Annotated in this window: 1 protein-coding gene; it reads right to left on the bottom strand. The window is 70.3% G+C overall.

Going from position 1 to position 5,965, the window contains the following annotated elements:
- Positions 1-5,965, bottom strand: a 5,965-nt coding sequence (locus DUPY_RS28380) for an Ig-like domain-containing protein (RefSeq protein WP_070248378.1), incomplete at both ends; no start/stop codon positions are given.

The following is a 5,965-nucleotide window of genomic DNA, read 5'->3' as shown; positions in this document are numbered from 1 at the left end:
CCCGCCGCCACGCCGGCGGCGGGGGTGAACAGCGCCGTGTACACCAGCGGATTGGCGGTGGCGGCAAAGCCGGACAACGCACCGTTGGCCACCGTCACATCATCGGCGCCAAAGCCTTGCGGCGCCTCGCTGAAGGTGAAGGTGATCAGGGCAGTGTCGCCGCTCTTGACGGCGGCGGTGCTGCTGGCGATGACCAGCGTGGGCGCTGTTGCATCGGCCACCAGGCCGGCCAGCACGGCGCCGGTGCCGGCATTGCCGGCCAGGTCGGTGTAACTGCCGGCGGCCAGCACCACGCCAGCGGCGCCTTCGTAGCCGGCTACCGGCGTAAAGGTGGCGGTGTATACGTTCGGATTGGCGGTAGCGGCCACGGCGCCAAGGCTGCCGCCGGTGGCCGTCAGGCTGGCGGCGCCAAAGCCGGCAGGCGCTTCGGAGAAGGTGAACGTGATCACGGCCGGGCGGGCGACACTGACGGCAGCCACATCGCTGCTGATGGTGACGGTCGGCGCGCCCTGGTCGAGCGCGTAGGCGGTGGTGCTGGCGATGCCGGTGTTGCCGGCAGCATCGACCACGCGCACTTGCAGCACGCCGCTGCCGGTGAGCACATGGTCCAGCGTCCAGGCGGCGCCGGTGTTGTCGACGGCGGCGGTTTGCCAGTTGAAGCCATTGTCGAACGAGACTTCCACGCGGTCGCCGGCGTCGAGCGGCTGCGACAGGTTGCCGCGTACGGTTTGCGCGGCAACCGATGTCACCAGGTCGGTACTGCTGACCCCGGTGTCGGCCGAGAAGCCGGGCGCACCGCTGGCAACGGCCAGCGGGGCCACGGTATCGATGGCGATTTGCGGGCCAACGGCGGCCAGACCGCCGTTGCCGGCCAGGTCGGTATAGACGCCGGCGGCCACGCTGATGCCAGCCACGCCCGCCGCCACGCCGGCGCCAGGGGAGAACAACGCCGTGTACACCAGCGGATTGGCGGTGACGGCTAAGCCGGACAGCGCGCCGTTGATGACCACGACGTCGGCGGCGGTAAAGCCCTGCGGCGCCTCGCTGAAGGTAAACGTGATCAGCGCGGTGTCGCCGGCTTTGAGCGCGGCCAGGTCGCTGGTAATGGCCAGGGTGGGCGGCGTGCCGTCCACCACCAGCCCGGCCAGCGCACCGCCGATGCCGGCATTGCCGGCATTGTCGCTGTAGCTGCCGGCAGCCAGGGTCACGCCGACGGCGCCGGTATAACCCGGATCGGACGTGAAGACGGCGCTATAGACATTGGGATTGGCGGTGGCAGCAAAGTTACTCAGGGTGCCGCCGGTGACCGCCAGGCTGGCGGCCGACACGCCTTGCGGCGCCTCGCTGAAAGTGAAGGTGAGCGTGGTGCTCTGGCCCGGCAACAGCGCCGCGCTGCTGCTGGCGATAGCCACCGTGGGCGCCACCGTATCGACCGTGTAGGGCGTGGTGATGGCTGCCGTGGCGTTGCCGGCGGCGTCGGCCACGCGCACCACCAGGTTGCCGGCAGCGGCCAGGGTCTGGCCTGCCAGGGTCCAGCCGGTGCCGTTGACGGTGGCGGCGGTAAAGGTCTGGCCGCCATCGACCGACACCTGCACGAACTCGCCGGCAGCGAGCGGCGCCGACAGCGTGCCGCTCAGGGTCTGCTGCGGATTGTTGGTAATCAGGTCGCCCGGGGTGCCGGTATCGTTGGACAACAGCACGCCACCGGTGACGCTGGCCACTGGTGGCACGGTGTCGATCTGCAGCGCCGGGATGCTGCCGGGCAGGCCGCTGTTGCCGGCGGCGTCCGCGTAGCCGCCGGTGACGGCAATGCTGGCAGTGCCTGCCGCCACGCCGGCCTGCGGCGTGAAGACGGCGGTGTACACCAGCGGATCGGCGGTGGCGGTGAGCGCGCCCAGCACGCCGCCGCTCACGTTGAGATTGGCCGCCGAGAAGCTGGTGGGCAGCTCGGAGAAGGTGAACGTGATGATGGCGCCATCGGTGCCGTTGGCCACCGCCACATTGCTGCTGATGACCACCGTGGGCGCACTCTGGTCGAGCGCGTAGGTGTTGAAAGTTTCCGCGCTGAGGTTGCCAAAGGCGTCGGCCACCCGCACCCGCAGCACGCCGCTGCCGGTCAGGGTGTGGGCCAGCGACCAGGTCAGGTTATTGACGGTGGCAACCTCCCAGGTGGCGCCGTTGTCGAACGAGACCTGCACGCTTTCGCCGGTGGCCAGCGGCAGCGACAGTACGCCGCTCACGGTCTGCGCCGCTACTGCAGTCACCAGGTCGGCGTTGCTGACGCCGGTGTCGGCCGAGAAGCGCGGGAAGCCGACGGTCGAGGCGGCCGGCGCCAGGGTGTCGAGCGCAATTTGCGGGCCGGCCACGGCCACGCCGGCATTGCCGGCCAGGTCGCGGTAGCCGCCGGTCGCCACCCCGATGGCAGCGCTGGCGCCGGCCACGCCGGCGCTCGGGGTAAACAGCGCCGTGTACACCAGCGGATCGGCGCTGGCGACCAGGTTCGACAGCACGCCGTTGGAGACGTTGATGGCGTCCAGGTCGAAGCCCACCGGCGCCTCGCTGAAGGTGAAGGTGATCACCGCCGTGTCGCCGGCCTTGAGCTGGGTGCTGCTGCTGGTGATCGTCAAACCAGGGGCCTGCGCATCGACCGAGATGGCCGGCAGGGCGCCACCGAGGCCGGCGTTGCCGGCGGCATCGCTGTAGCTGCCCGGCGCCAGCGACACGCCGGCCGCGCCCAGGTAGCCGGCGGCGGGGGTGAACACGGCGGTATAGACGTTCGGATTGGCGGTGACGGCCAGGCCGCTGACGACGCCGCCGGCCACCGTCAGGCTGGCAGCGGTAAAGCCCTGCGGCGCTTCGCTGAAGGTAAAGGTCAGGTTGGCGCTCTGGCCGGCCGCCAGCGTGGCGGCGTCGCTGGTCATGGTCACGGCCGGTGCGAGTGAATCGACCGCGTAGGCGGTTGACGCTATCGGGCCGTGGTTGCCGGCGGCATCGGTCACGCGTACCAGCAGCAAGCCCTGGAAGGCCAGCACCACGGGCGTGGGCAGCGCCCAGATGGCGCCGCCGGACGGCGCCACGGCGGTGCTCCAGGTCACGCCATCGTCCTGCGACACTTCGACCGTCTCGCCCACGGCCAGGTTGGCGGTGAGGGTACCGCCAATGGTCTGCACCGGATTATTGGTGAGGTGGTCGCTGCTGCTGATGCCGGTATCGTTGGAAAACACCAGCGTGGCGCCGGTGGTGGTGGGCGCCTGGGTGCTGTAGCTGATCGGCGCCATCGACGCCGGCGCTCCAGGGTTGCCGGCAGCGTCAACGTAGCCACCGGCCACGCTGACGGTGGCCACACCGTTGGCCACCGACTGGTCGGGGGTCAGGATGGCAGTGTATTCGAGCGGGTTGGCGGTCTGGGCAAAGCCGCTGAGGACGCCGCCGGCCACCACGATGTCGGCGGCATCGAAGCCCACCGGCAGTTCGCTGAAGCTGAAGCGGATCACCGCCTGCTCGCCCAGCGCCAGCACGCCGCCGCTACCGGCACTGCTGGTAATTTGCAGCACCGGCGGCGCGCTGTCGACCGTGATCGACGGCGACGTGAAGCCGGCGCCAGCGTTGCCGGCGGCGTCGGTGTAGGCGCCCGGCGCCAGGGTGACAAAGGCGCTGGCGCCGGCCAGGCCGGCGGCCGGGGTCAGTTGTACCGTGAACACGCGCGCGTCGCCGGTGGCGGCAAAACCACCCAGGGTGCCGTTGACGGCCACCAGGTCGGCCAGATCGAAGCCGGTGGGCACTTCGCTGAAGGTGAACGTGAGCGTGGCCGCTTCACCGGCGCGCAGGCTGGTGGCGCTGCTGGTCACCGCGACGGTCGGCGCGGTGACGTCGAGCGCATAGCTGGCCGAGAATACCGGACCGGTGTTGCCGGCCGTATCGGCCACCCGCACCCGCACCTGCACGGCGCCGCCGCTGTCGGGCAATACCTGCAGCGCCAGCGCCCACTGCGTGGCCGACGTCGGCACGGCGGTGAGCCAGGTGGCGCCGCTGTCGAGCGAGACTTCGACCTGTTCGCCGGCGCCCAGCGCGCCGTTCAGCGTGCCGCTGATGACCTGGGCGGCGACGTTGGTGACCAGGTCGGTATTGCTGACGCCATTGTCGGTCGAGAAGGCGATCGAGGCACCGGTAATGGCCGGCGCCAGCGTATCGATGGCAATCGGCGCGCTGCTGGCGCCAACGCCCAGGTTGCCGGCGGCGTCGGCGACCGCACTGGCGGCCACGCTGACCACCGCGTTGCCACCGGCCAGGCCCGGCTGCGGCGTGAAGGTGGCGGTGTACACCAGCAGGTCGGCGCTGGCGGTGAAATTGCCCAGCGTGCCGTTGAGCGCGCTGATATCGGCCAGCGTGAAGCCGGCCGGCACTTCGGTAAACGTGAAGGTAATGGTGGCGGTCTCGCCCACCTTGAGGCTGCTGGCGCTGGTGTCGATGGTCAGCACCGGCGCCACCGTATCGACCGCGATCGACGCCAGGCCGCCACCGGCGCCCAGGTTGCCGGCGGCGTCCGTGTACAGGCCATTGGCCAGGCTCACGCTGGCGCCGCCCAGTTGGCCGGTTAGCGTGGTCAGCGGCGTCAGCAACACGGTGTAGACCAGCGGGTTGGCGGTGGCGGTGAAGTTGCTCAAGGTACCGCCGGTGGCTACCAGGTCGGCCTGGGTGAAGCCGCTGGGTGCCTCGGTAAACGTGAAGGTGACCAGCGCCGACTGGCCGTCGCGCAGGCTGGTGTCGGCGGTGGCGATGGTGACCGTGGGGGCGGTGGTGTCGATGGTATAGGCGCGCGCGGTCACGGCGCCGTGGTTGCCGGCGGCGTCGGTCACGCGCACCTGCACGGCGCCGCTGCCGGCGCCGAGGGTCTGGCCGGCCAGCAGCCAGGTGCTGGCGCCCGGCGCGGCTACTGCACCCTGCCAGGTGGCGCCGTTATCGAGCGACACTTCCACCACGTCGCCTGCCGCGAGCGGTCCGGACAGGGTGCCGGCGATGTCCTGCAGCGCGGTGTCGGTCACCAGGTCGGTGCTGCTGGCGCCATGGTCGGCAGAGAACTGCACGCTGCCACCGGTGAGCAGCGGCGCGACGGTGTCGATGGCAATGGCCGGCACGGCGCCGACCACGCCAGCATTGCCCGCCAGGTCGCTAAACGGCGCCACCGTGATCTGGGCGCTGTCGCCCGCCACGTTGGCGGCGGGGGTAAACACTGCCGTGTATACCAGCGGATCGGCAGTCTGCACCAGGTTGGCAAAGGCGCCGTTGGCCGCGCCCAGGCTGGCCAGGGTAAAGCCGAGCGGCGCTTCGCTGAAGGTGAAGGTGATCAGCGCGGTGGCGCCGGCGTTGAGCGTGGTAGCGCTGCTGGTGATGGCCAGGGTGGGCACCAGGTTGTCGATGACGATAGGCGCCAGGCTGCCGCCCAGGCCGGGCGTGTTCGAGACATCGGTATAGGCGCCGTTGGCAATCGCCACCGCGCCCTCGGTGACGCCCACGGCGGGAGTAAACTCGGCGGTAAACACCAACGGATCGGCGGTGGCGGCCAGCAAACCCAAGGCGCCGCCGGTGACCACCAGGTCGCCGTCGGTAAAACCGGTGGGCACGGTGCTGAACTTGAAGGTGATCAGCGCGGTCTCGCCAGCCTTGAGGGTGGTGGCGCTGCTGCTGATCGCCACGCCTGGCGCCAGCGTGTTGTAGCTGATGGTCGGGGTGCTGGCGCCGATGCCGCTGTTGCCGGCGGCGTCGGTATAACTGCCTGCGGCCAGCGCGACCGAGGCCGTGCCGGCGGCCTGGCCGGCGGTGGGCGTCAACACCGCCGTAAACACCAGCGGATTGGTGGTGGGCGTCAGCGTGCCCAGCACGCCGCCGGTGACGGCCAGGCTGGCATTGCTGAAACCGACCGGCGCTTCGCTGAAGGTAAACGTGATCAATGGCCGGTCGGCGCTGT

The organism is Duganella phyllosphaerae, assembly GCF_001758785.1.
Taxonomy (GTDB): Bacteria; Pseudomonadota; Gammaproteobacteria; order Burkholderiales; family Burkholderiaceae_D; genus Rugamonas; species Rugamonas phyllosphaerae.
Note: the sequence above shows the minus strand (reverse complement) of the source record. Positions and strands in the feature narration are given on the sequence as shown.